Raw genomic sequence first — 23,730 nt, 5'->3', positions numbered from 1 at the left:
TTCAGGCGGTAGCGGGCCCGCCCGAAAAGACAGGTCCGCAAGGCGCCATTCTGATGCCGGGACGCAACCGTGTCCATGGTTGTTTTGCCGCATCCATCAGCATGGAACCCGGGGCCGCGCATACCAGGATCTTTTCTGCGATGCCGGTGAAATCCGCGCGGAAGTGGGCGGAGCTCTTGACCACCAGGATCGCTGCGCGTTGCGGTTCCACGCCGGCGAAGCGGAACATCTCCTGGTCGGCCATCTGCACCTTGTTGGAGGCGACGATGATGCGTACGCCGCCTACGCGCAGGCAGGCGCTGGGGCCCAGGTCCATATGGAAGCCGCGATAGAAGGCGCCGTGCGTATCGAAGCGTCCATCTGAAGTTTTCTCGACGATGAACTCGGTGTCCAGCGGTTCATCGTCGGGAATACCCGAGTGTCCACCCAATGCAATACGTACCTTGTTTCCAGCGCCCGCGCGATGGGCCGCCAGCGCGGCCGCGGGGTCGACGATGAGGCCGATGGCGGTGTCGCGCGCATCGTGCCGGATCAGGGCGCGCAAGACGCCGGTGGTGTCCGAGCTGCCGCCCGCGCCCGGGTTGTCCTGCGCGTCGGCGATGACCACGGGTTTGTGCGCGTCGCGCGCCAGGCGCATGGCTTCCTGCACGGCTTCGTCGGGCGTGTAGAGCCTGCCGCCGAAGTCGCGTTCGGCGTTGAGCACGGCGCGCGCCATTTCGTCGGCAGCGGCGTCGGCGTCGGCTTGGGTGGCGCCATAAGCCCAAACGGTGGGCGCGCACTCGGGGAAATCGGCTGCGGGAAAACCCGTGGCGAACGACAGGCTGAGGGCGCCACGCGCTTCGATGTCACCCACCATCTGGTACAGGCTGCGCGAGGGTTCGATGTCGGTGGACTGCCAGCACAGCGAAATCAGGTAGGGCAGCGCACGCAGGGCCACGCAGGGACGCGGCGCGCCCGCCAGCCGCGCGGCCAGCAGTTCGGCTGCGCGCTGCCCGGTTTCGGCCATGTCGATGTGAGGATAGGTGCGATAGCAGACCAGCGCGTCCGCGTGGCGCACCATGGCGCGGGTGACGTTGGCATGCAGGTCCAGGCTGGCCACGACAGGCACGTCCGGACCCACCAGCTCGCGCACGCGCTTGAGCAGTTCGCCTTCGCCGTCGTCCAGGTGTTCCGTGACCATGGCGCCGTGCAGGTCCAGATAGACGCCATCCAGCGGCAGCGCCTGCGACAGCCCCTGCAGGATCATCGCGCTGATGCGTTCGAACGCATCCTTGGTGACCGGACCCGAGGGGCTGGCCGCCGCCCAGGTAGCAGGTACCAAGGTGTGCCGTCCCATGGCTTCGATGAAGCCCGCCACCGGTATGTTGGCGCCCGCCACCGCCTGGAACATGGCGGGCCCGCTGACCAGCTTGGGCCAGCCCCCGCCTTTCTCGGCAAAATCTTCCCACGCCGCGCGCGAAGGCGCGAACGTATTGGTCTCATGCTGAAAGCCGCCTATCCCGATGCGCATCAGGATTCCCCTTGTCGTTTTTGATATGAGGAAGGCGCGGCTACGCCGCGCCCGTTTCAGTTCCCGCTGCAAACGGGCACAACGCAACTAACTGGCAAGATCGTCCCAAGCGGGGTCGCGCGGATCCGGCTTTGCCGGTCCGCAGCGACGCCCCCTTGAGGGGGGCCCGCCTGAGGGGGAAGCGCGCAGCGCTTCGGGGGTGGGCTCACTTCGCTACAGGCATGGTGAACTCGGCGCCCTTAGCGATGCTGTCAGGCCAGCGCTGCATCACGCTCTTGTAGCGCGAATAGAAGCGGATGCCTTCTTCGCCGTAGGCGTGATGGTCGCCGAACAGCGAGCGCTTCCAGCCGCCGAACGAATGCCAGGCCATGGGTACCGGGATCGGCACGTTGATGCCGACCATGCCGACCTTGATCTGGCGCGCGAAGGCGCGCGCCACGCCGCCGTCGGACGTGAAGCAGGCCACGCCATTGCCGAATTCATGGGCGTTGATCAGTTCGACTGCCGAGGCGAAGTCCGGCACGCGCACCACGCACAGCACAGGCCCGAAGATTTCTTCGCGGTAGATGTTCATGGCAGGCTTGACGTTGTCGAACAGCGTGCCGCCGAGGAAGAAGCCCTTTTCGTTGCCAGGTACCTTCAAGCCGCGGCCGTCGACCACCAGCGTGGCGCCGGCGGCGATGCCGTCTTCGATATAGCCCACGACCTTGCCGCGATGCTGCGAGGTGACGAGCGGGCCCATCTCCGCATCGCCTTGCATGCCGTCCTTGACCACCAGCGCCTTGACGCGCGGCGTCAGGCGTTCGACCACCTTGTCGGCCACGTCGCCCACCGCCACCGCCACCGAGATGGCCATGCAGCGTTCGCCGGCCGAGCCGTAGGCCGCGCCCATCAGCGCGTCGGTGACCTGGTCCAGGTCGGCATCGGGCATGACCACCATGTGGTTCTTCGCGCCGCCCAGCGCCTGCACGCGCTTGCCGCGGCGGGTGCCTTCGGCGTAGATGTATTCGGCAATCGGCGTCGAGCCGACGAAGGACAGGGCCTCGACGTCGGGATGCGCGATCAGCGCGTCCACCGCCTGCTTGTCGCCGTGCACGACGTTGAACACGCCTTCGGGCAGGCCGGCTTCGGCCAGCAGTTCGGCCAGGCGCACGGACGCCGACGGGTCGCGCTCGGAAGGCTTGAGCACGAAAGTGTTGCCGCAGGCGATGGCCACCGGGAACATCCAGCACGGCACCATCATGGGGAAGTTGAACGGCGTGATGCCGGCCACTACGCCCAGGGCCTGGCGCATGCTCCAGTTGTCGATGCCGCCGCCGATCTGGTCGGAGTACTGGCCCTTCATCAACTGCGGAATGCCGCAGGCGAATTCGACGATTTCGATGCCGCGCGTGACCTCGCCCTTGGCGTCGGAGAAGACCTTGCCATGTTCGCGGGTGATCAGTTCTGCCAGTTCGTCCTGATGCTTGTCCAGCAGCGCCTTGAAATTGAACAGGATGCGTGCGCGCTTGAGCGCGGGCGTTTCGGACCAGGCCGGAAACGCGGCCTTGGCAGCGGCCACGGCCAGCGCGACTTCGTCATTCGACGCCAGCGGAATGGACGCGGTGACTTCGCCGGTGGCGGGGTTGAAGCCGTCGGCGTAGCGGTTGCTGCGGCCGTCGTAGTGCTGGCCATTGATGAAATGCGGGATCTTCTTCATGGGAACGCTCGAATCTGGGGCTTTGAAAAATGCCACAGGGCGGCCGTCGGCCGCCCAGGCGAAAAACCGCCCCTCGCGGGGCGGCGGACGATCAGGCGACTTCTTTCAGGATGCGGCCGATCTGTTCGAAGATCTGGCCGATCTGCGCCTCTTCGATGATGAGCGGGGGCGAGATCGCGATGATGTCGCCGGTGTACCGCACCATCAGGCCGCTGTCGAAGCACTTCTGGAAGACTTCGGCGGCGCGCGCGCCGGGAGCGCCCGCGCGCGGCGCGAGCTCAATGCCGCAGACCAGACCCAGGTTGCGCACGTCGATGACGTGCGGCGCGCCCTTCAGGCTGTGGGCGGCTTCCTGGAAGGCGCCGGACAGCTTGCGGGCGCGGCCGAACAGGTCTTCGCGGCGGTAGATGTCCAGCGTGGCCAGGATGGCGGCGGCGGCCAGCGGGTGCGCCGAATAGGTGTAGCCGTGGAAGAACTCGATGCCGCCGGCCGGGCCGTTGACGATGGCGTCATGCACTTCGCGCTTGACCGCGACCGCGCCAGCCGGCACGGCGGCGTTGCTCACGCCCTTGGCCATGGCGATGATGTCCGGCGTGACGCCGAAGAACTCGGAGGCCGTGGCGGCGCCCAGGCGGCCGTACGCGGTGATGACTTCGTCGAATATCAGCAGGATGCCGTGCTTGGAGGTGATCTCGCGCAACTTTTCCAGATAGCCCTTGGGCGGGATCAGCACGCCGGTCGAACCCGCCATGGGTTCGACGATGACCGCGGCGATGGTGGACGGGTCGTGCAGGGCGACGATGCGCTCCAGTTCGTCGGCAAGGTGCGCGCCCCAGGCCGGCTGGCCCTTGGAATAGGCGTTCTGCTCGATGTTGTGGGTGTGCGGCAGATGATCCACGGCGGGCAGCAGCGCGCCGGAGAAGGTCTTGCGGTTGGTCGAGATGCCGCCGACCGAGATGCCGCCGAAGCCTACGCCGTGGTAGCCGCGCTCGCGGCCGATCAGGCGGGTGCGCTGGCCTTCGCCGCGGGCGCGGTGATAGGCCAGGGCGATCTTCAGGCAGGTGTCGACGGATTCGGAGCCCGAGTTCGTGAAGAAAACCCGGTCCAGGCCCTGCGGCATCATGCTCGCGACTGCGGTCGCGGCCTCGAAGGCCAGCGGGTGGCCCAGCTGGAAGCCCGGCGCGTAGTCCATCACGCCTGCTTGTTTGGCGATCGCGGCGACGATTTCCTCGCGGCCGTGGCCGGCGTTGACGCACCACAGGCCGGCCGTGCCGTCCAGGATCTGGCGGCCGTCGGTCGAGGTGTAATACATGCCCTTGGCGGTCGCCAGCATGCGCGGGTGTGCCTTGAACTGCTTGTTGGCAGTGAAGGGCATCCAGAGGTGGGACAGGTCGGGCAGTTTGTCGGGGGCGTTCATGGCGGCTCCAGGGGACGGACAAGCGCTGGACTTGGGCGACGGTTGTGCAGCCAGCGGGATTGAAACGATTCTGGTGCGTCCGGATAGGAATGAAAATATACGATCCGCGCAAATGCGGCTAACTGTATAGTTATGAACGACACAACTGTACAGTTATCTCCGTGATCGATTTCCAGCCCAACCGCGCTCGCGGCCAGGCGCCGACCCTGGTCGAGCAGCTGGTCGCCGCCATCCTGCGCGCCATCGAAGAACAGACACTGCGTCCGGGTATGTCCCTACCCTCGGTGCGGGAGTTTGCTCGCCTGTATGACGTCAGCACCTTCACGGTGGCCAGCGCCTACAGCCGGCTGGTATCGCTGGGCTGGCTGGCGGCGCGGCCGGGCGCGGGCTATCGGGTCGCGACGCCGGACGCGCCGGCGCGCCCCGCCCAGCCGCCATCCTGGGAGCCGCCGCGCCTGAACGCCGGCTGGCTGCTGTCGGATATCTTCGCGGACCATTCCATCCCCATCAAATCGGGCTGCGGCTGGCTGCCGGGCGAATGGTTGAACGAAGAGGGGCTGCACATGGCCCTGCGCCATATGGGGCGGGTGCCGGCCATGCGTATCGCGAACTACGGCCATCCCTACGGCTACGCGCCGCTGCGCGAGACCATCGCGGCCAGCCTGAGCGCGCAGGGCATGGAGGTCGAGGCCTCGCAGGTCGTGCTGACCCAGGGCGTGACGCACGGGCTGGACATGGTGATACGCACCCTGCTGCGGCCGGGCGACACGGTGGTGGTGGAACAGCCCGCCTACGCCAACCTGCTGCAGATGCTGCGTCTGGCTGGCTTGCGGGCGGTGTCCGTGCCCCGCACGCCGGACGGGCTGGACTGCGAGGCGCTGGAAGCGGTGGTGGCTCGCCACCGGCCGAGAGCGCTGGTCGTCAACACCGCCTTGCAGAACCCGTCGGGCGCCAGCATCAGCATGGCCAATGCCTTCCGCATCCTGCAGGCGGCCGAGCGGCATGGCCTGTGGGTGGTGGAAGACGATATCTCGCGCGAACTTGCGCCCGGCGTAACGCCCATGCTGGCCGCCCTGGATGGGGCGCGGCGCGTGGTTTACCTGGGCGGCTACTCCAAGGTTATCAGTCCATCGGTGCGGGTGGGCTACGTGGTGGCGCATCGCGATCTGGCGCGCGACATCGCGCGCACCAAGATGGCGGTGGGCCTGACCTCGCCGGAGATCATGGAGCGCATCGTCCACCAGGTCATCCGCGAAGGCCGCTACCGTGCCCACATCGCCCGCACCCGCGAACGGCTGGCAGAGGCCCATGCCGGCGTGGGCGAGCTGATGGCGCAGCATGGCTTCGAGATATATGGGAGGCCGCAAGGCGGCCTCTTCCTGTGGGCCAAGGTGGCCGGGCAGTGGCGCGAACGCGGCGCCAACGGACTCGCGGAACTGGCGCTGAAGGACGGGATCTGGCTGGCGCCCGGTTCCTATTTCGAGGCGGACGAGGCCGATACGCCCTGGGTGCGTTTCAACGTCGCTTACTCGGAGGCGCCAGCGCTCTGGCGCTTCATGCGAAATGCCGGGGCGGCGGCCTGAGTCACTGGCGCTCGTAAGTCACGAAATCGTATTCGTAGCCGTTTTCGGCCGGCTGCGCTTCGCGCGCCGTTTCCTTCCATTGGAAGGCGGGCAGCAGGGGGAAGAAGGCGTCGCCTTCAACCTCGGCGCGGACTTCAGTGGCCAGCACGCGCTGGGCCAGCGGCAGGGCTTGCGCGTAGATCTGCGCGCCGCCGATCACATAGGCCGCATCGATGTCGCCGCAGGCCTGGATCGCTGCTTCGAGCGACGGCACCACGATGGCGCCCGCAGCGCTGAAATCGGGGTTGCGGCTGATCACGATGTTGCTGCGGCCGGGCAACGGCCGACCCAGCGAGTCCCAGGTCTTGCGGCCCATGATGATGGGGTGGCCCAGGGTGCTGCGCTTGAAATGCGCCAGATCGCCCGGCAGTTTCCAGGGCAGGGCATTGTCGCGTCCGATGGCGCGATTGGTGGAGTAGGCGACGATGAGGGTAAGGCTGGCGGGCATGCGGGGTCGGGACGGTAGGGGTTCGGCCGGTTGGCTACGGCAAGCGTAGCAAATTTGCGCGGCGGCTTGCGCCGCGCGGGCCGCTCAGTCGACCGCGTGTTCCAGGAATTCGGTGGCGGGCATGGGTTTGCCCAGCAGGAAGCCCTGCAGCGAATCGCAGCCCAGGCCCGTCAGGAACTTCTGTTGCGCCGGCGTTTCCACGCCCTCGGCGACGATGCGCAGGTTGAGTTGCTGCGCCAGCGCGACGATGGCCGAGACGATGGCGGCGTCCTCGTTGTCGTTCTCCAGCTGGTTGACGAAGCCGCGGTCGATCTTCAGCTCGGTGGCCGGGAGCCGCTTCAGATAGAGCAGGCTGGAATAGCCGGTGCCGAAGTCGTCGATCGAAATCGTCACGCCCAGGTTCGACAGGCGCTTGAGCACCGCCAGGCTGGCCTCGGCGTCGCGCATGGCGGTGGACTCGGTCACTTCCAGGGTCAGGCAGGCCGGCGGCACGCCATGGCGGTCCAGGGCCGAGCGTACCGTTTCCACCAGGCTGGCGTGGGCGAACTGCAGGGCCGAGATATTGACGGCGACGGTCCAGTGGCCCTGGCCGGCGTTGATCCATTCCCGCATCTGGCGGCAGGCCTCGTTGATCACCCATTCGCCGATGGACAGGATCAGGCCGGTCTTTTCCGCCGTGGGGATGAACTGGTCCGGGCCCACCAGGCCGCGGGTCGGGTGGTTCCAGCGCAGCAGCGCCTCGGCGCCGATGATGGGGCCGGCGGGCGCTTCGTACTTGGGTTGGTAGTGCAGGACGAGCTGGTTGCGCTCCTGCGCCAGGCGCAGGTCGTGCAGCAGTTCGATCTGCTCGTGCGCGTCCGCATTCATGGACGGTTCGAAGAAGCTGTAGCCAGTGCCGCCCAGGCGCTTGGCGTGGTACATCGCCGCATCGGCGTTGGTCAGCAGGGCGTGGGTGTCCTGGCCGTCGTTGGGATAGATGGCGATGCCCACGCTCGAGGTCACCATCACCTCATGCCCGTAGACAGTGACGGGTCGCGCGATGGCGTCGATGAGGCGGTCGGCGACGTTGGCTGCGTCGGTGGGTTCGATCACTTCGCTCAGCACGATGAACTCGTCGCCGCCCAGGCGCGCCACGGTGTCCTGCGTGCGCAGGGCCTGGCGGATGCGCTGCGCCAGGTCGATCAGCAAAGCGTCGCCGGTGTGGTGTCCGTAGGCGTCATTGACCGCCTTGAAGCCGTCCAGGTCGAAGAACAGGACTGCGAAGTAGCCCTTGCGGCGGCTGGCGCTTTCGATCGCCTGCTCCAGCCGGTCTTCCAGCAGGATGCGGTTGGGCAGCTTGGTCAGCGTGTCGTGCAACGCCAGTTGCACCAGTTCTTCGTTGGCCTCGGCCAACGAAGAAGCCAGGGCCGAGGTGCGCGCCTCCAGCCGGTTGTCCAGCACCGCGACCAGCAGGGCGATGGCCAGCACGCTCAGGGTCACCGCGGTCACGGCGATGGCCAGCCAGCCGGCCGAAATGCCGCTGTTGGCCGCCATGCAGATACTGCCCGCGGGGAATCCGGCGGCGGCCATGCCGGTGTAGTGCATGCCGACGATGGCGATGCCCATGATCACTGCCGCCAGCGGCCGCGACCAGACCACGCGGGGGCCGCCGTGGCGCAGCCGGTAGGTGATCCACAGCGCCGCGCCGGAGGCGGCCACGGCAATCACGATGGACAGCGCGAACCATTTGGCGTCATAGACGATGCCGGGTTCCATGAGCATGGCGGCCATGCCGAGGTAGTGCATCGCCGCGATGCCGGCTCCCATGAGCAGGGCGCCGATCATCAGCCGTCGCCGCGGCAGCTCATCCTTGCTTACGGTCCATAGCGCGAAGGCGGAGCAGCCGATGGCAATGACCAGCGACAGGACGGTCAGGGGCAGGTCGTAACCCATGGCAATGGGCAGGCTGAAGGCCAGCATGCCCACGAAGTGCATGGACCAGATGCCCACGCCCATCGCGAACGCGCCGCCCGCCAACCAGTAGCGCGCGCTGGGCAACCCGTGCGAGGCCCTGACGCGGTTGGCCATGCCCAACGCCGTGTACGACGCCAGGATGGCGACTCCTAGAGATACGAGGACGAGCGAAGGGTTATAAGTTCCGACGAGCATTTGTAGGGTCCTGTCCTTGGCGCATGCTGCCGCCGCGCGGGCTTCATATCAATTCAATTGGTAGTCTATGGTTGCAAGTCGGTCGCAAGACAGAATTCGGCGGTCGACGCTGGTGATACACGTGCTCTCTTTTTGGGAAGGGGAGTGCGGCTGAGCAACGCCTGCGGACGGCGCTGCCGGGCGGACTGCCCGGGTCGCGGCGAGCGACAGGCACGGCGCGGCAGGTGCCGGTCGGAAGCAATGGCGCGCGGGCATTTCTGGACGCGCGTCCATGGCTAAGGGATGGGTTATACCGAAAACACGCTTCCAGATGCTCACCAATCTTCACCTGCGGCCATGAGCACGCAGGCTGCCACGGTCTATACGGCCATGGCGGCGGTGAGGGGGGCGTGGTGGGTGTAGCCCGACAATGAAAAGTCGCTGGGTTCCACCTTCTCCAGCCATTCGGGCTCATAGCGTCCGGTGACCGCGAAATCGGGAATGCGGTCCGACAGCACCAGCGTGGGCGCTTCGTAGGGCTCGCGCGTGAGTTGCTCACGCAGCATCGGCAGGTGGTTTTCGTAAATGTGCGCGTCGCCGATGAAATAGGTGAACCAGCGCGGCGTGTAGCCAGTCAGTCGGCCGACCAGATGCAGCAGGGCCGCACCTTCGGTGAGATTGAATGGCGTGCCCAAACCGACGTCGTTGGAACGGATGTACAGGCACAGCGATATCTCGCGGGTCGTCGCGTTCGGCAGGAATTGGTAGAGCAGGTGACACGGGGGCAGCGCCATTTCCTCGATCTGCGCCCAGTTCCAGCCGTGGAACAGGATGCGGCGGTCGCCGGGCCGCTCATGGATGGTGTCCAGGCATTGCCGCAGCTGGTCCACCGCCTTGTAGAGCAGCACCTTGGGCACGCCGCCTTCCTCCAGATCGGAGACCTTGGCGTAGCCGCGCGACAGGGCGTCGGCGATCTGCGCCGAGCGGCTGGCGTCCAGCATCTTGTAGGCCGGCCACTGGCGCCATTGCACGCCGTAGACCGGGCCCAGGTCGTCGGGTCCTTCCCGGTACGGGTTGGCCAGCCACTGGCTGTTCTCGTTGGCATTCTGGTCCCAGACCTTGCAGCCAAGCTCGCGGAATTCCGCTGCGCTGCGCGAGGCGCGCAGAAAACCCACCATTTCGCCGATGGCGGACTTGAAGGCCAACTTCTTCGTGGTCACTGCGGGGAACCCTTTTTGCAGGTCGAAGCGCAGCGATGCGCCCGGCATGCTCAGGGTGCGTATGCCCGTGCGGTTCTCCTGCCACGCGCCGGTGTCCAGGATGGATTGAACGAGGTCCAGGTATTGTTTCATGGCGGTCCTTGCGCACGCTCGCCCGGCGGGTGACGCAGACAGCCGCCGCGAACGGATCGCGGCGGCTCTTATAAGTTAGGAATAGATGAATTACACCACGCGGGCGCGGTTCAGGCGGCGGCCGGCGTTTCCTGCGTGTCGACGATCTCGACCGAGAAGGTCAGCGCCGCAGTCTTCTCCAGCATGGCCGAGGCCGAGCAGTATTTTTCGTGCGACAGCTGCACCGCGCGCTCGACCGCGGCGCGCGGCAGGTTGTGGCCGGTAACGGTGAAGGCGAAATGGATGCGGGTGAAGACCTTGGGGTCGGTATCGGCGCGGTCGGCCTGGAGCTTGACGCTGCAGCCGCTGACGGCATGGCGCCCGCGCTTGAGGATCAGTACCACGTCATAGGCGGTGCAGCCGCCGGTGCCGGCCAGCAGCATTTCCATGGGACGGGGGGCCAGATTGTGCCCGCCGCCGTCCACGGCGCCGTCCATCACGGCCACGTGGCCGCTGCCGGTGCTGGCGGTGAAGAGCATGCCGTTCGGGCCGCCCCAGTCGATCGTGCATTCCATATTGTCGTGTCCTTGAGCTTGAGCGCTGTCAATGGCTGATGATACCTGTTGCGTACAATTCCGGGCATGAGAGCCCCGCCCCGCATCAGGGGTGTGTGCGCCAGCCTTGCCGAGGAGTTGCCCTATGTCCACCGCTCTGTCACGCCCCAGCCCCGTTTCCTTCCTGCGCCGCATCAGCCCCGTGGATGCCCTGCTGGCCGAGGCCGACCGCGCGTTGCGGGTGCTGTCCGGCAGCGCCACGGCCGGCCGTCCGTATCCGGCCACCGCCGATGAGGCGCCGCAAGCCCTGTCGGCCCAGGAAAAGCGCCACGCGGCCGGCTTGATGCGGGTGAATCATGTCGGCGAGGTCTGCGCCCAGGCGCTGTACCGGGGCCAGGCTTCGGTATGCCGCGAACCCGCGCCGCGGGCATTGCTGCTGAACGCGGCTTCCGAGGAAGTGGATCATCTGGCCTGGTGCAATCAAAGGCTGACGGAACTGGGCAGCCGCCCCAGCCTGCTGAACCCGGTTTGGTACGCGGGTTCGTTTGCGCTCGGCGTGCTGGCCAGCTACGCCGGCGTGCCGCGCAATCTGGGTTTCATGGCGGAAACCGAAAAACAGGTCGAAGCGCATCTGGAAGAACATCTGCGCACCTTGCCGGTGCAAGACGAGCGGTCGCGCCAGATCGTGCAGAAGATGAAAGAGGACGAGGCGCAGCATCGCGCCAGCGCGGAAGCGGCGGGCGGCGTGCCCTTGCCGGCGCCAGTGAAGGCCGCTATGCGGGCGATGTCCAAGGTCATGACGACTACCGCTTACTGGGTCTGAAGCAGTTGGAAAGGGAAATGTTGCAATGCGCAAAAATAGCTGCAACTTGGTGCCGCCCGCACCGTTCTGGTGCGAAATCCAGAGCGGGATAACCCGATGATGGCTAGGGTAAGCCCCGGGTGGGTTTACCCATCCGGCAAAAACCCTGTTTTTGGAACAGGCATTGATTGGCGCGGGTTTCCAGAGGAATGCTTGGGGTGTTGCGGCAAATTTGCAACGCAAAAAATCTCTTGTGCGGCAGACTAAAAAAATTCTTGCATCGCACAAAAAACCTCGGTACTATTCATTCATCGGATGTTGAAACGCAGTCGGCGCGGTGCAAAACCCCGAAAGCGTAGCGAGCAGAAGGCCAGCTCCCAACATGCCACGGTTGTCTCCTCCACCCTCCTCCTTTGGTGGATTTAGCCCGAGATCTCACGATCTCGGGCTTTTTTTTCGATGTTTTAAGTCTGTCCCCATTTAACTGGAACCGAGCATCGACCGTAGCCCTTCATGGCACTTATGCCAGGGGGCGGTCTGCGCGTTTTCCCTTGGATATTTCGCGTGCGCCAGGGCGGAAAGTTCTACAATCGTTCCATGAAATCCCTATTTCCGCGCCTGCGCGGTTTCGCCTTGGCGATCGAGCCAAATGGCAGTTCCAAGCTGGTGCTGCCGGCATGGCGCAATGCGTTACGTTCTGTGCCGGTGAATTGCACTTCCTTATTCCTCCCATATATGGGCGTTACACCTGCCTCCGATAATGGCGGGCCTGTCTCGATAGACCAACCAGAGGTGACTCGGTGACCTGGCTGTACATTTGCGTGGTCGCATTCATGGTGGGGGGACTCATCGTGGCGTCGGAGCGCTGGCATGGCGCCTTCACCGGCGACAGCGACCTCAACAAGCCCCAAGCCAACCATTCCCGCGCCACGCCCCGCGTCGGCGGGCTGGCGGTGCTCGCGGGCACGCTGGCGGGCCTGCTGGTTCTTGGACCCAGCAACATGACGCTGACCTGGCTGTGGCCCGCGCTATTCGTCGCGGCGCTGCCCGTGTTCGTGGCCGGCCTGCTGGAAGACATCACCAAGGACATCGGCGCCAGCAAGCGCCTGCTGGCAGCCTTCCTGTCGGCCGCGATCGCCTGGTGGCTGCTGGGCGGCGTCAGCCGCGTGGGCATGGCGCCGGTGGATTACGTGCTTTCCTACTGGCCGGTGTCGCTGCTGTTCACCATGTTCGCGGTGGGCGGCTGTACGCACGCGCTGAATATCGTTGACGGCATGAACGGCCTGGCCGGCATGGTGGCCACGCTGATGGCCGTCTCGATCAGCCTGGTGGCGCTGCAAGTGGGCGACGTGCCGATTTTCCTGGTGGCGGCGGCGCTGGCCTCGGCCACGCTGGGCTTCCTGGTCTGGAACTTCCCGTTCGGGCGCGTGTTCCTGGGCGATGGCGGCGCGTACTTCCTGGGCTTCATGCTGGCCGAGCTGGCCGTGCTGCTGGTGGTGCGCAATCCTTCGGTGTCGCCGTTCTACGCGCTGGCGGTGTTGTTCTATCCCGTCTTCGAAACCGGTTTTTCGATCTGGCGCCGCCGCTTCAAGCGCGGCGTGCCGGTGGACCAGCCGGATGCGCTGCACCTGCACCAGCTGGTGTTCCGCCGTCTGGTGCGTGTCACGTTCAGCCGCGGCCGGCGGCATGCGGTGCCGGCGCTGTGCAATGCGCTGGCCTCGCCTTACATGTGGGTGCTGGCCCTGATCGGCCTGGTGCCCGCGACCATCTGGTGGGACAACGCCTGGGCGCTGTGCGCCAGCCTGGTGGTGTTCGCCGCCGTCTATATCTGGCTGTACTCGCGGCTTGTGTCCTGGCGTCGTCCAGGCTGGCTGCTGCTGCCATCCGTTTTGCGGACTTCCGATTAGTTTTGGGCGCCCCGGCGGCTGCCGCCGGGGGCTCGGTAATCTTTTTCTAATCACCCGACCATATTTGAAATGCCGTAATCGTTCTACGGTGAAGGGAGAGTTATGTTGCGAATTCAGGATGTGAAACTCGCTGTTGTCGGCCTGGGCTATGTCGGCCTGCCGCTGGCTGTGGAGTTCGGCAAGAAGCGTTCGGTCATCGGGTTCGATATCAATACGCGCCGCATCGACGCGCTCAAGGCGGGCCACGACCATACGCTGGAAGTCAGCGATGAAGAGCTGAAGGAAGCAACCCAGTTGAGCTACACGGCGGACCGCGCCGTGCTTGGCCAGGCCAACGTGTTCATCGTGACCGTGCCGACCCCCATCGACGAGTACAAGCAGCCGGACCTGACCCCGCTGGTCAAGGCCAGCGAGACCATCGGCGCCGTACTCAAGCGTGGCGACATCGTCATCTACGAATCCACCGTCTACCCTGGCGCCACCGAAGAAGACTGCGTGCCGGTGCTGGAGCGCGTGTCGGGCCTGAAGTTCAACGTGGACTTCTTTGCCGGCTACAGCCCCGAGCGCATCAATCCGGGCGACAAGGACCACCGCGTCAGCACGATCAAGAAGGTGACCTCCGGTTCGACGCCCGAAGTGGCCGAACTGGTCGACCAGCTTTACAAGCAGATCATCACCGCTGGCACCCACAAGGCCTCCAGCATCCGCGTGGCCGAGGCCGCCAAGGTCATCGAAAACACGCAGCGCGACGTGAACATCGCGTTGATCAACGAGCTGGCCCTGATCTTCAACAAGATGGGCATCGACACCGAAGCCGTGCTGCAGGCGGCCGGCACCAAGTGGAACTTCCTGCCGTTCCGCCCGGGTCTGGTCGGCGGCCACTGCATCGGCGTTGATCCCTATTACCTGACTCACAAGGCGCAATCCATCGGCTATCACCCCGAGATCATCCTGGCGGGCCGCCGCCTGAACGACTCGATGGGCAGCTACGTGGTGTCGCAACTGGTCAAGGCCATGACCAAGCGCCGCATCCACGTGCAGGGCGCCCGTGTGCTGGTCATGGGCCTGGCCTTCAAGGAAAACTGCCCTGACCTGCGCAACACCCGCATCGTGGACATCGTGAAGGAACTGGGCGACTACAACGTCGATGTCGACGTGTACGACCCGTGGGTCGATTCCGAAGAAGCCATGCACGAATACGGCCTGACCCCGGTGGCCAAGCCCGAGGAAGGCAAGTATGACGCCGTGATCCTGGGCGTGGCGCACAATCAGTTCAAGGCGTTGGGTGCGGAAGGCATCCGCAAGCTCGGCAAGCCGCAGCACATCCTGTATGACCTGAAGTACGTGCTTTCGCCTTCCGAATCCGATCTGCGCCTGTAAGGACTGCCCATGACCACCCGCTTTGAGACCATCAAGAAGGAACTGTCGGCCGCGCCGCGCAAGTGGCTGGTGACCGGCTGCGCCGGCTTCATCGGTTCGAACCTGCTGGAAACCCTGCTGAAGCTGGGCCAGACCGTGACCGGCCTGGACAACTTCGCCACCGGCCATCAGCACAATCTGGATGAAGTGCGCGACTCGGTCACGCCCGAGCAGTGGGCGCGCTTTACCTTCATCGAAGGCGACATCCGTGACCTGGAAGCCTGCCGCCGCGCGGCTCAGGGCGTGGATTTCGTGTTGCACCAGGCCGCGCTGGGCTCGGTACCCCGCTCGCTGAAGGATCCGATCACCACCAACGAGGTGAACATCGGCGGCTTCCTGAACATGCTGGTGGCGGCGCGCGACGCCGAAGTCAAATCCTTCGTCTACGCGGCCTCCAGCTCGACCTACGGCGACCACCCGGCGTTGCCCAAGGTCGAGGAAAACATCGGCAACCCCCTGTCGCCGTATGCGGTCACCAAGTACGTCAATGAGCTTTACGCGGACGTCTTCGCGCGTTCCTACGGCTTCGAGTCGGTCGGCCTGCGCTACTTCAACGTGTTCGGCAAGCGGCAGGATCCCAACGGCGCCTATGCGGCCGTGATCCCCAAGTGGACGGCCGCGATGATCCAGAACGAGGACGTCACCATCAACGGCGACGGCGAGACCAGCCGCGATTTCTGCTTCGTGGAAAATGCCGTGCAGGCCAACATCCTCGCGGCCATGGCCGCGCCGGAAGGCCGCAACCAGGTCTACAACGTGGCGGTCAGCGGCCGCAGCACCTTGAACCAGCTGTTCGGCTTCCTGGTGCAAGCCCTGGGCAACCAAAACGTGGTTTATGGCAAGAAGCCGGTCTACGCCGACTTCCGCGCGGGCGACGTGCGTCATTCGCAGGCGGATGTCAGCAAGGCGGGCCGGTTGCTGGGCTACGAGCCTACGCACACCGTGCTGCAAGGCCTGGAAGTGGCCATGCCCTGGTACACGCAATTCCTGCGTTGATTTGAAAGCACTCGTCAGAAAACTCGGCAGCATCCACCCGGACCACCAGCGCATCTTCAAGGGCGCCTTCCGGGTGGCGGTGTTCCTGCTGCTGGGCAAGGCCGCCGGCGCCATCAAGGAGATGGCGGTGGCGTACCGCTACGGCGTCAGCGACGCCGTGGACGCCTACCAGTTCACGATGACCATGGCCACCTGGCTGCCGGTCACCATCGTGGGCGTGCTGTCGGTGGTACTGATCCCGGTGCTGGTGCGGCTGCGCCGCGCCGATGTCGCCGAAAGAAATCTGTTCATCCGCGAGCTGCAGGGCTGGGTGGCCGCCGCGGGCATTGCGCTGGCGCTGCTGACCTGGTTCGCCTGGCCGCAGGTCGTCGGCGTGCTGGGCCAGGGTTTGTCGGCCCGCGTGGGCGACATGACGGGCCAGCTGCTTGTCGCCTTCGCGCCGGTGTCGGCGCTGCTGCTGGTTGCCGGCATCAGCGCCGCGCGGCTGCGGGCGCAGGAAAGACACGTCAATACCCTGCTGGACAGCGTGCCGGCCGTGGCGACGCTGGCCTGGGTGATGCTGGCCGCCAGCGCCGACGGCGTCGGGCCGCTGCTGTGGGGCACGCTGGTGGGTTACGCGATCCAGACCGTCTGGCTCGCGTGGCTGGCTGCGCGCGCCGATGGCGGCTTCTGGGGCGCGCCCCGGCTGACGCTGCAATCGCCGCACTGGCCCGAACTGCTGGGCGCCGCGGGCGTGATGTTGATCGGCCAGGTGGCCATGAGTTTCGTCGGTCCGCTGGACCAGTACGCCGCCGCCAATCTGGGCGCGAACGCCAACGCCACGCTGGGCTATGCCAGCCGGCTGCTGTCGCTGGTGCTGGGGATTGGCGCCGTGTCGGTGGGGCGCGCGGCCTTGCCGGTGCTGGCCGATGTGCAGGCGCGCGGCGACACCGCTCGTGCGCGAGGCATGGCGCTTAAATGGTCGGTGCTGATGGTGGCCGCAGGCGCCGTCGCCGTCGCCGTGGGTTGGATACTGGCGCCGTGGGGCGTTTCCGTGCTTTTCCAGCGTGGCGCCTTCACCGCCGAGAATACCCAGGCCGTGGCGCATGTGTTTCGCTGGGGGCTGCTGCAACTGCCGTTCTACTTCGGCGTGCTGATCCTGGTGCAATTGCTGGCCAGCCAGAACCGCTACCGCGTGATGGCGGCCATTGCCGTCGCCAATTTCGCCCTGAAGGCGGTGTTGAATACCGTGCTGGCGCCCAGGATGGGAGCTGCCGGCATCATGCTGGCGACCAGCCTGATGTATCTGTTGTCCTTCGCGTGCTACCTGCTGGTGGCAATGCGCAAGCCTGAACCCAAAGAGGCCGATTGAATGCCCGTGACCGATACCGGCCCGGCGCCGCGCGTCCTGCTGTTCATCCACTCCCTGCATGGCGGCGGCGCGGAGCGCGTGGCCGCGGACCTGAGCGCGCACTGGGCGGGCATGGGCCGCGAGGTCATGGTCGTGACGCAGGCCAGCGCCGAGGGCGACGTCTACACGCTGCACCCCAAGGTGCGCCGCGAGGTCCTGCATACGGCGGGCGAGGGCGGTGGCCTGCGCGGCATCTGGAGCAATGTGCAACGGGTGCGCGCCTTGCGCCGCGTGGTCAAGTCGTTTCGCCCGGACATCGTGCTGGGCATGATGACGACGGCGTCGGTACTGTCGGTACTGGCCTGCGCGGGCCTGTCCTGCCGGGTGATCGCCACCGAGCATACCCATCCGCCTTCGCAGACCCTGTCGGGCTTCTGGCAACGTCTGCGCCGCCTCACATATCCGCGCGCAGCCAGCGTGGTGGCGCTGACCCGCGGCACGGCCGACTGGCTGGCGCAGCACGTGCCGGGCAGCAAGCTGGCCGTCATTCCCAACCCTGTACACTTTCCCCTGCCTCGCGCTGAACCGGTCTTGACGCCGGTGTCGGGCGACGGCCGCAAGCGCCTGCTGGCGGTGGGGCGCCTGCACGCCGACAAGGGTTTCGACCTGCTGATCCAGGCCTACGCGAAATTGGCGGCGTCGCATCCTGGCTGGGATCTGGTTATCCTGGGCGAGGGCGACGAGCGCCGCGCCTTGGAGGCGCAGGCCCGAGAGGCCGGCCTGGCGTCGCGGATTTTCATGCCGGGGCGCGCAGGCAACGTCGGCGACTGGTATGACAGCGCCGATCTGTACGTACTGACGTCGCGCTTCGAAGGGCTGTCCAATACCCTGCTCGAATCCATGGCAAGCGGGCTGGCCGCAGTGTCGTTCGATTGCGACACGGGGCCGCGCGAGATCATCCGCGAGGGCGTGGACGGCGTGCTGGTGCGCCCCAATGGCGACGTGCCCGCGCTATGCAAGGCGCTGGACGCCGTCATGCGCAATGACGCGGACCGTGTACGCATGGCGCAGGCCGCGACCGACGTGCGCGACCGTTTTTCGGCCGCGCGCGTGCTGCAGAAATGGCAAGAACTTTTTGACGGTGTGCGCGGAACCGGCCGTTGAGGCCGCGCGTCGCGCCGTTGCTACAGTGACAACGAGAACTTCATCATGTGCGGAATAGTCGGGATTTGGGGCCCTGTCGGGAACAAGGAGCGGGTGTTGGCGGAAAGCTGCCGCCGCATCCGCCACCGCGGGCCGGACAGCAATGGTTTCTGGGAGGATCCCGAGGCCGAGCTGGCGCTGGCGCATGTGCGCCTGGCGATCCTCGACCTGACCGAGGCCGGCCATCAACCCATGACGTCGGCCTGCGGCCGCTATGTCATGGTGTTCAACGGTGAAATCTACAACCACCTCGACATCCGCAAGCAGCTCGAACAATCGGCGCTGGCGCCGTCGTGGCGCGGCCATTCCGATACGGAAACGCTGCTGGCGGGCTTTACCGCCCTGGGCATCGAGGCCACCTTGCAGGCCGCGGTGGGCATGTTCGCCATCGCGTTGTGGGACCGCGCCTCGCGCAAGCTGATGCTGGCGCGCGACCGCATGGGTGAAAAGCCGCTGTACTACGGCTATTCAGGCGCCGAGCTGGTGTTCGCGTCCGAACTCAAGGGCCTGATGCCGATTCCGGGCTTCGGCCGCGAGCTCAACCGCAACGCGCTGGCGTCGTTCATGCGGCACAACTACATCCCAGCGCCGCAGTCGATTTACCAGGGTATCGCCAAGTTGCCCCCGGGCGCCTGGGTCGAATTCACGGCCGATGACACCCGCAGCCGCCGCATGCCCGAGCCGCGCGTGTACTGGTCGGCCCGCGAAGCCGCGGACACTTCCGCGCAATCGCTACTGTCTTTCGAATCCGACGCGCAGGCCACTGACGCGCTGGAAGGCGTGCTGTCCAAGGCGGTCGGCGGCCAGATGCTGTCGGACGTGAGCCTGGGCGCCTTCCTGTCCGGCGGCATCGACTCGTCCACCATCGTGGCTCTGATGCAGGCGCAAAGCTCGCAGCCCGTGCGCACTTTCGCCATCGGCTTTCACGAGAAGGGCTACGACGAGGCGCAGCATGCCAAGGCGGTGGCCACGCATCTTGGCACCGACCACACCGAACTGTACGTGACGGCAGAGGACGCGCTGGCCGTGGTGCCCACGCTGGCCGACATGTACGACGAGCCGTTCGCGGATTCGTCGCAGATCCCGACCTCACTGGTCACCCGCATGGCGCGCCAGCACGTCACCGTGGCGCTGTCCGGCGATGGCGGCGATGAACTCTTCGGCGGCTATTCGCGCTATTTCCGTGTGAACAACTGGTGGCAGCAATGCGAACGCGTCCCGGCGCTGCTGCGCAAGCCCGCCGGCGCGTTGTTGAGTGCGTCCACCCATCTGCCCGGGCGCGGCGCCTGGCGCGGCAAGGTCGGCAAGCTGGGCGAGCTGCTGCGCACCGATACGCGCGGCGAGTTCTACCGCCATTTCGTGTCGTACTGGGCCGATCCTTCCAGCGTGGTGAAGGGCGGGGTGGAGCCGGTGTCCGAATTCGCCCGGGCGATGCAGGGTTCCACTTTCGAAGCCATGATGAAGCTGGACACGGTGACCTACCTGCCGGACGACATCCTGGTCAAGGTGGACCGCGCCGCCATGGCCGTCAGCCTGGAAACGCGCGTGCCGCTGATCGATCACCGGGTGTATGAGTTCGCCTGGAGCCTGCCGCACCAATACAAGGTGCGCGGCAACACGGGCAAGTGGCTGCTGCGCCAGGTGCTGCACCGTCATGTGCCGCAAGCGCTGGTGGACCGTCCCAAGCGCGGCTTCGCCGTGCCGCTGGCCGCGTGGTTGCGCGGCCCGCTGCGTGAATGGGCCGATGCGCTGCTGGACCCGGCGCGCCTGCGCCAGGAGGGCTGGTTCGAGCCCGAGCCCATCCTGCGCAAATGGCGCGAGCACAGCTCGGGCCATCGCAATTGGGACAGCCATCTGTGGGGCGTGTTGATGATGCAGGCCTGGCTTGACCGCTACCGCGGCGGCAAGGAACAGGGAGGATCGGTTGGGAGTCTTTGACGCATGAAAATCTTGATGCTGGTCAGTTCCATGCACGCGGGCGGCGCCGAACGGGTCGCCGCCACGCTGGTCAACGCATGGGCCGAACGCGGGGATTCCGTCATTCTGACGCCCACCTACTCGTCCAAGGGCAGCTGCTTTTATCCGCTGTCGGACAAGGTCGAACTGGCCTGGCTGGCGGATCTGGCAGGCACGCGTGCGTCGGGAGCCATGGCCGCATTCAAGCGTCTGCTCGCGCTGCGCAAACACATCTGCGATTCAAAACCGGACGTGGTGGTGTCCTTCCTGACCAACGTCAATGTGGCCGCCATACTGGCTTCCCTGGGATTGAAGGCGCCGCTCATCGTTTGCGAGCGCACCAATCCGGTGGCCGAAACCACGACGGGAACGGTGTGGCGCAAGCTGCGCCGCATCCTGTATCCCCGCGCCGACATGGTGACGGTGCAGGCGGAGGATACCGCCGGCCCGTTCGCGCGGCAGGTGCCGGGCATCAAGCGTCTGGCCGTGATTCCCAATCCTTTGCCCGCGCCCTTGCTGGATGCGCCGCTGGTGCCGCAACGAGAAGACGGTGGTCCACGCGAACTGTTGGCAATGGGACGCCTGGTCACTGATAAGCAATTCGACCTGTTGATCGACGTGTTCGCACAATTGGCGCCGGACTTTCCGGATTGGAATCTGCGCATCTGGGGCGAAGGCCCTGAACGCGGCGCGCTGGAAGAGCAGGTCGCACGCCTGGGCCTGCAGTCGCGCATCAGCCTGCCCGGCCGCACCGAGGCGCCTTGGGAGGAACTTGCGCGCGGTCAGGCATTCGTGCTGAGCTCGCTGGTGGAAGGCTTCCCCAATGTGCTGCTGGAAGCCATGTCGTTGGGCCTGCCCTGCCTGGCGTTCGATTGTCCCAGCGGACCGCGCGAGATGACGCGCAACGGCGAGGACGCCCTGTTGGTGCCCGCCGGCAATCGCGATGCCCTGCGCGAGGCCTTGCGCCGCTTGTTGGGCGATGCCTCCCTGCGTCAGCAACTGGGCATGCGCGGCGCTGCCGCGGTGCGCCAGCGTTATGCGCTGGCCAGCGTCCTGGCGGAATGGGATGAATTATTCGATGCCGTGCGGGAGGGACGATGAACGCCCGGCGGCTGCGTGTCCTGCACATCATCACCGGCCTGGGGCAGGGCGGGGCCGAATCCGTGCTGTTCCGCCTGGCGACCTATCCCGGGGCTGACGTGGAGCATGTCGTCGTGTCGCTGACGGACGAAGGCATCTATGGCGAGCGTCTGCGCGCGGCAGGCGTCGCCGTGCATACGCTGGCCATGAAGCGCGGACGAGTCAGCCTGGGCGGCTTCCTGGCGCTGCGCTCGCTGATCGCGACGACGCGTCCCGATGCGGTGCAGACCTGGATGTACCACGCCGATTTGATCGGCGGCCTGGCGGCGCGCCTGGCGGGCGTGCGCGCCATCGCCTGGGGCATCCGCAATTCGGGCGAACACCTGGAGCGCAGCAGCCGCTCGGCTCGCCTGGTGCTGCGGGCCTGCGCGCTGCTGTCGGGCCGCATACCGAAGGCCATCGTGTGCGCCGCCCAGAAGTCGGCGCAGCGCCATGCCGACAAAGGCTATGACCGCGAACGCATGGTGGTCATCGCCAATGGCTATGACTTATCGCGCTATGCGCCGAATGATGAAGCCCGGCAGCGGGTGCGCGCGCAATGGGGTTTGCCGCAGGACCTGCCGGCCATTGGTTGCGTGGCCCGCTGGGATCCGCTCAAGGACCACGCCAACCTGCTGCGCGCCGTCGCCGCGCTGGTGCGCGACGGACGCGATGCGGGACTGCGCTGCGTGCTGATCGGCCGCGGCATGGATCCCGCAAACACCGAGCTGGCGTCCTTGATCGACAGGTTGGGCCTGCGGGACCGGCTGGTGCTGGCGGGACCCAGCGATGATGTGCCCGCCGCAATGAACGGGCTGGACCTGCATGTCCTGTCCAGCTGCGCGGAAGGCTTTCCCAACGTGGTGGCCGAAGCCATGGCCTGCGGCGTCTACTGCGTCGTGACGGACGTGGGCGACGCGGCCTTTATCGTGGGCGACGCCGGCGTGGTTGTGCCGCCGGAGCAGCCCGAGGCGCTGGCCCGCGGCATTGAGACGGCCCTGTGCGAAGTGGCCTCGCGCGGCCGCATGCGCGCGGGCGAAGCGGGCCGCGCCCGCGTGCTGGAAAATTTCGACCTGGCTCGCATGGTGCAAAGCTATATCGCGGTGTGGCGCCGCATCTCGGGAGTTAAAGCATGAGCGCAGGGCGCCGCCTGCTGTTTGTCGTCAACAATCCGGCCTTCTTCATGTCGCACCGCGTGCCCGTGGCGCTGGCCGCGCAACAGGCGGGCTACGAGGTGCATGTCGCCACCATGGACGGTCCGGCCGTGGCCGACATCCAGGCGCTGGGCATGACGCATCACGCCATACCGATGACGCGCAGCGGCAAGCATCCCTTGCAGGAGCTGGGTACGCTGCTGGCCCTGATACGGCTGTTCCGGCATCTGCGGCCGCAGATCGTGCATCTGGTCACGATCAAGCCCGTGCTCTATGGCGGCATCGCTGCCCGTCTGACGCGCGTGCCGGGCATGGTCGCGGCGATTTCCGGCCTGGGCTTCGTGTTCCTTTCCAATTCGCTGAAGATGAAGCTGGTGCGCGCCGTGGTGGCGCGCCTGTATCGGCTGGCGCTGGGCCATCCCAATAGCCGCGTGATCTTCCAGAACGCCAGCGACCGCGATTTGCTCAAGTCGCTGGGAGCGGTGCGCGACGCCCAGGTCGTCATGATCCGGGGCGCGGGCGTGGACCTGAATGAGTATCGGGCCCAACCCGAACCGCCGGCGCCGCCGGTCGTGGTCACCATGGTGGCCCGATTGCTGCGCGACAAGGGCGTGCAGGAATTCGTGCAGGCTGCAAGGCTGCTGCGCGAGCGCGGCTTGCCTGTCACGATGCAGCTGGTCGGCGGCGTGGACGCAGGCAATCCGGCCTCGGCGACGCAGGACGACGTGGACGCCTGGCAGCAGGAAGGCTGCGTGCGCGCACTAGGCGAACGTTCCGACGTGGCCGCGTTGTACGCCGCCTCGCATATCGCCGTGCTGCCTTCCTATCGCGAAGGCCTGCCCAAGTCGCTGATCGAGGCTGCGGCCTCCGCGCGCGCGGTCGTGACCACCGACGTGCCGGGTTGCCGCGATGCGATCGAACCGGGCGAAACCGGACTGCTGGTGCCGGTGCGCGATGTGCAGGCGCTGGCGGACGCCATTGCCCGTCTGGCCGAGGATCCGGCCTTGCGGCAGTCCATGGGCGCCGCCGGCAGGGCGCTGGCCGAGCGCGAGTTCAACATCGATCGCGTGGCGCGCATCCACGTGGAAATCTACGACGCGCTCAGCGCCTGAAATGGAAGCACCGGCGCCGGCAAG

General features: G+C 66.2%; 18 protein-coding genes. 11 read left to right on the top strand and 7 right to left on the bottom strand.

Annotation, left to right across the window (positions count from 1 at the left end):
- Position 1: 1 nt before the first annotated feature.
- The 3 genes from IB258_RS14645 to IB258_RS14635 all read right to left on the bottom strand — a co-directional run bounded on the left by IB258_RS14645 (position 2) and on the right by IB258_RS14635 (position 4,626).
- Positions 2-1,510: a M81 family metallopeptidase gene (locus IB258_RS14645; protein WP_192329364.1), complete on the bottom strand. Its 1,509-nt coding sequence runs from the start codon at positions 1,508-1,510 to the stop codon at positions 2-4.
- Between the two features lie 205 nt (positions 1,511-1,715).
- Positions 1,716-3,209, bottom strand: coding sequence for a CoA-acylating methylmalonate-semialdehyde dehydrogenase (locus IB258_RS14640; RefSeq protein ID WP_054451983.1), 1,494 nt, complete (start codon positions 3,207-3,209; stop codon positions 1,716-1,718).
- Positions 3,210-3,300: 91 nt separating this feature from the next.
- Positions 3,301-4,626, bottom strand: coding sequence for an aspartate aminotransferase family protein (locus IB258_RS14635; RefSeq protein WP_175180591.1), 1,326 nt, complete (start codon positions 4,624-4,626; stop codon positions 3,301-3,303).
- A gap of 161 nt (positions 4,627-4,787) precedes the next feature.
- On the opposite strand from IB258_RS14635, the gene IB258_RS14630 reads away from it, so the two are divergent.
- Complete coding sequence (locus IB258_RS14630) at positions 4,788-6,209, top strand: PLP-dependent aminotransferase family protein (protein ID WP_054451981.1); 1,422 nt, start codon at positions 4,788-4,790, stop codon at positions 6,207-6,209.
- A gap of 1 nt (position 6,210) precedes the next feature.
- Here IB258_RS14630 and IB258_RS14625 read toward each other — a convergent pair whose 3' ends face one another.
- The 4 genes from IB258_RS14625 to IB258_RS14610 all read right to left on the bottom strand — a co-directional run bounded on the left by IB258_RS14625 (position 6,211) and on the right by IB258_RS14610 (position 10,729).
- Positions 6,211-6,696: a dihydrofolate reductase gene (locus tag IB258_RS14625; RefSeq protein WP_054451980.1), complete on the bottom strand. Its 486-nt coding sequence runs from the start codon at positions 6,694-6,696 to the stop codon at positions 6,211-6,213.
- A gap of 84 nt (positions 6,697-6,780) precedes the next feature.
- Positions 6,781-8,844 (bottom strand): bifunctional diguanylate cyclase/phosphodiesterase, encoded by a 2,064-nt coding sequence (locus tag IB258_RS14620; protein ID WP_054451979.1) that lies wholly within the window; start codon positions 8,842-8,844, stop codon positions 6,781-6,783.
- Positions 8,845-9,203: 359 nt separating this feature from the next.
- A complete protein-coding gene (locus IB258_RS14615; RefSeq protein ID WP_054451978.1) occupies positions 9,204-10,175 on the bottom strand; it encodes a thymidylate synthase in 972 nt (323 codons plus the stop codon).
- 110 nt (positions 10,176-10,285) lie between these two features.
- Complete coding sequence (locus tag IB258_RS14610; RefSeq protein WP_119450316.1) at positions 10,286-10,729, bottom strand: OsmC family protein; 444 nt, start codon at positions 10,727-10,729, stop codon at positions 10,286-10,288.
- A gap of 124 nt (positions 10,730-10,853) precedes the next feature.
- On the opposite strand from IB258_RS14610, the gene coq7 reads away from it, so the two are divergent.
- The 10 genes from coq7 (at position 10,854) to IB258_RS14560 (ending at position 23,706) form a co-directional block, all read left to right on the top strand.
- Positions 10,854-11,531 (top strand): 2-polyprenyl-3-methyl-6-methoxy-1,4-benzoquinone monooxygenase, encoded by a 678-nt coding sequence (gene coq7 / locus IB258_RS14605; protein WP_013396216.1) that lies wholly within the window; start codon positions 10,854-10,856, stop codon positions 11,529-11,531.
- 779 nt (positions 11,532-12,310) lie between these two features.
- Positions 12,311-13,417, top strand: a complete 1,107-nt coding sequence (locus tag IB258_RS14600; RefSeq protein WP_192352773.1) for a glycosyltransferase — start codon at positions 12,311-12,313, stop codon at positions 13,415-13,417.
- 102 nt (positions 13,418-13,519) lie between these two features.
- A complete protein-coding gene (tviB, locus tag IB258_RS14595; protein WP_054451976.1) occupies positions 13,520-14,797 on the top strand; it encodes a Vi polysaccharide biosynthesis UDP-N-acetylglucosamine C-6 dehydrogenase TviB in 1,278 nt (425 codons plus the stop codon).
- Positions 14,798-14,806: 9 nt separating this feature from the next.
- Positions 14,807-15,832, top strand: a complete 1,026-nt coding sequence (locus IB258_RS14590) for an SDR family oxidoreductase (RefSeq protein WP_054451975.1) — start codon at positions 14,807-14,809, stop codon at positions 15,830-15,832.
- Between the two features lies 1 nt (position 15,833).
- Positions 15,834-17,183: a murein biosynthesis integral membrane protein MurJ gene (murJ, locus tag IB258_RS14585; protein ID WP_192329362.1), complete on the top strand. Its 1,350-nt coding sequence runs from the start codon at positions 15,834-15,836 to the stop codon at positions 17,181-17,183.
- On the top strand, positions 17,184-18,326 hold the full coding sequence (locus IB258_RS14580) for a glycosyltransferase family 4 protein (protein ID WP_175161336.1): 1,143 nt from the start codon (positions 17,184-17,186) through the stop codon (positions 18,324-18,326).
- 45 nt (positions 18,327-18,371) lie between these two features.
- A complete protein-coding gene (gene asnB, locus IB258_RS14575) occupies positions 18,372-20,303 on the top strand; it encodes an asparagine synthase (glutamine-hydrolyzing) (protein ID WP_175212606.1) in 1,932 nt (643 codons plus the stop codon).
- Between the two features lie 3 nt (positions 20,304-20,306).
- Positions 20,307-21,422, top strand: a complete 1,116-nt coding sequence (locus tag IB258_RS14570; RefSeq protein WP_192352772.1) for a glycosyltransferase family 4 protein — start codon at positions 20,307-20,309, stop codon at positions 21,420-21,422.
- Entirely contained in the window at positions 21,419-22,576 is a 1,158-nt protein-coding gene (locus IB258_RS14565; RefSeq protein ID WP_175161342.1) for a glycosyltransferase, read from the top strand. The genes IB258_RS14570 and IB258_RS14565 overlap by 4 nt, the downstream gene beginning before the upstream one ends.
- Positions 22,573-23,706 (top strand): glycosyltransferase family 4 protein, encoded by a 1,134-nt coding sequence (locus tag IB258_RS14560; protein ID WP_192352771.1) that lies wholly within the window; start codon positions 22,573-22,575, stop codon positions 23,704-23,706. The genes IB258_RS14565 and IB258_RS14560 overlap by 4 nt, the downstream gene beginning before the upstream one ends.
- Positions 23,707-23,730 lie beyond the last annotated feature (24 nt).

The organism is Achromobacter sp. ACM02, assembly GCF_014851605.1.
Lineage (GTDB): Bacteria > Pseudomonadota > Gammaproteobacteria > Burkholderiales > Burkholderiaceae_B > Achromobacter > Achromobacter aegrifaciens.
Note: the sequence above shows the minus strand (reverse complement) of the source record. Positions and strands in the feature narration are given on the sequence as shown.

Coding starts and splice junctions, on each gene's coding strand:
- tviB (WP_054451976.1), top strand. CDS start 13,520: ATGTTGCGAATTCAGGATGTGAAACTCGCTGTTGTCGGCCTGGGCTAT.
- IB258_RS14615 (WP_054451978.1), bottom strand. CDS start 10,175: ATGAAACAATACCTGGACCTCGTTCAATCCATCCTGGACACCGGCGCG.
- IB258_RS14610 (WP_119450316.1), bottom strand. CDS start 10,729: ATGGAATGCACGATCGACTGGGGCGGCCCGAACGGCATGCTCTTCACC.
- IB258_RS14565 (WP_175161342.1), top strand. CDS start 21,419: ATGAACGCCCGGCGGCTGCGTGTCCTGCACATCATCACCGGCCTGGGG.
- IB258_RS14625 (WP_054451980.1), bottom strand. CDS start 6,696: ATGCCCGCCAGCCTTACCCTCATCGTCGCCTACTCCACCAATCGCGCC.
- IB258_RS14560 (WP_192352771.1), top strand. CDS start 22,573: ATGAGCGCAGGGCGCCGCCTGCTGTTTGTCGTCAACAATCCGGCCTTC.
- coq7 (WP_013396216.1), top strand. CDS start 10,854: ATGTCCACCGCTCTGTCACGCCCCAGCCCCGTTTCCTTCCTGCGCCGC.
- IB258_RS14590 (WP_054451975.1), top strand. CDS start 14,807: ATGACCACCCGCTTTGAGACCATCAAGAAGGAACTGTCGGCCGCGCCG.
- IB258_RS14580 (WP_175161336.1), top strand. CDS start 17,184: ATGCCCGTGACCGATACCGGCCCGGCGCCGCGCGTCCTGCTGTTCATC.
- IB258_RS14635 (WP_175180591.1), bottom strand. CDS start 4,626: ATGAACGCCCCCGACAAACTGCCCGACCTGTCCCACCTCTGGATGCCC.
- IB258_RS14620 (WP_054451979.1), bottom strand. CDS start 8,844: ATGCTCGTCGGAACTTATAACCCTTCGCTCGTCCTCGTATCTCTAGGA.
- IB258_RS14570 (WP_192352772.1), top strand. CDS start 20,307: ATGAAAATCTTGATGCTGGTCAGTTCCATGCACGCGGGCGGCGCCGAA.
- asnB (WP_175212606.1), top strand. CDS start 18,372: ATGTGCGGAATAGTCGGGATTTGGGGCCCTGTCGGGAACAAGGAGCGG.
- IB258_RS14640 (WP_054451983.1), bottom strand. CDS start 3,209: ATGAAGAAGATCCCGCATTTCATCAATGGCCAGCACTACGACGGCCGC.
- IB258_RS14645 (WP_192329364.1), bottom strand. CDS start 1,510: ATGCGCATCGGGATAGGCGGCTTTCAGCATGAGACCAATACGTTCGCG.